The sequence below is a fragment of the Salinisphaera sp. SWV1 genome, assembly GCF_052044155.1.
Classification (GTDB): domain Bacteria; phylum Pseudomonadota; class Gammaproteobacteria; order Nevskiales; family Salinisphaeraceae; genus Salinisphaera.
Map to the genome: position 1 here is coordinate 1 of NZ_JBQDYE010000087.1, position 1,681 is coordinate 1,681.

A 1,681-nucleotide genomic window follows, 5' to 3' on the forward strand; every position below is an offset into this window, starting at 1 on the left:
TAGTTTCCGTCCAGAAACGGCCGTTTTGGGGCGATACCGACGTCGCTGACTGCACAGCCGCGGCGATACGAGCCGGTTTAAGCGTCACGACGCGGCCGATTCAGTCCGATTCAGCGTTTGACTGCCCCGGATCTCAAATAGCGCCCACGCCGCGACCGCGCCGGCGAGGCCGGCGCCCGTTCGGACCGGGCGATTTTGCCAGGCCTATCCGGGCGCAAGCCGCGCCATCAAGACCAGATTGTGCGCAACCACCGACGACCAGACGTAGGCCTTGAAATGATCCAGGCCCTTCCACGTACAACGCGCCAGACCGTAGGCGCGCTTCAGACAGGAAATCCCGGCTTCGATGCCGGCGCGGAAGTTGCGGAGTTTGCGATAGACCCAGGGACTGCGAACCATGTCTTCGACGGGCAGTCCCCGCTTTTTATGGAACGCCACGTCTTCAACGCCGGCGCGCTGCGCCGCAGCGAGGTTATCCCGAGAGGCGTAGCCGCCATCGGCCGCGACCTGCCGGGGGACCCCGAACCGCTCGATATGACGCTCGAGCATCGGCATGAACCGGGCCGCATCCGCCGGGTTGCCGTCTTCGATGACGACATCGAAGATCAGGCCACTGGCGCCACTGGTCAGATTGAGCTTGTGGCCATAGTGGGTGTCGCGCCGATCCTTGACGATGATGTCGGTGTGCGGCTCGAACAGGCTGACGATCTTGTCGGCCGCGGGCACCCGCTCGTCATTGAATACTCGACGTTCGGTCTGGTCGATCACTCGGGCGATCAAGTCGGTGGTATGGGCGACTTCCGCCTGCCAGGCGGCCAGTGCCGCAGCGTCGGTCACCGCGAGTTGTAACGGCACGGCGCTGTGCTCGAGATAGCCGAGCATGGCTCGGGTCTGAGCGATCAGATCACGATACAGCGACTTCTTCTTGTCCTGGCCCCGGGTATAACGGATCGCCCGAGCCCGTTTTTTCGCCCGCCGATGGTGGTTGTGCCAATCCAGCTTCGGCGCCCCCGGCAGCTGCTCGGCCGAGGCCAGCAAACGCCCCATCACCCGCACCCCGTCCAGCAGCAGGCTGCTGTCGGTTGGCTCATGAATCGGGCTGTCGATCACGGTGCTGTCGAGCCGCCACATCCGCCCGCGTTCCATGCCGGTCGCGCAGGCCGTGCCCATCAGCTGGGCCTGGATCGCTTCCCACGTCGTGTCGCGGATTGCGGCGATATTGGCCTGCAAGGCTGCTTTACGCGGCGTCCAATCCACCGGCAGGCGCGCAAAGGCCTGGAATGAGGCCGAGTCCAGCAGATGAAACGCCAACTCATCGTAAGTCAGCTGACGATACTGCTTGAGCACGGCACAGCGCAGCGCCGACTCGGCGGTCATGCCGCAGCGGCCGGTGGTCGCGTCCGAGCCGAGATCATCCGCCACGAAATCCAGCAACACCGGGTGGGCATCGAGCAGCCGGGACATCCCCTGCAGTTCGATTCCGATCTCGTGATCCGCGAACACATCGAATATACTCGCTTGTGTGATGCGTTTTTCGCGCATTTCAGGACTCCGGGGTGTTGGTTTCTTATAGAAATCAGTCGCTTGACTTCTATTAGAGCACAGCGCCCGGAGTTTTCCACTTTTATATTGCCCCGATTCTACAACGCAATCAGATAGTTGGAGTTTCTGGACGGACACT

1 protein-coding gene is annotated in these 1,681 nt (G+C 62.4%); it reads right to left on the minus strand.

Annotated features, from left to right (window positions below):
• Positions 1-204: 204 nt before the first annotated feature.
• Positions 205-1,542: an ISNCY family transposase gene (locus ACS8YF_RS19495; protein WP_440851753.1), complete on the minus strand. Its 1,338-nt coding sequence runs from the start codon at positions 1,540-1,542 to the stop codon at positions 205-207.
• Between the last annotated feature and the right edge of the window lie 139 nt (positions 1,543-1,681).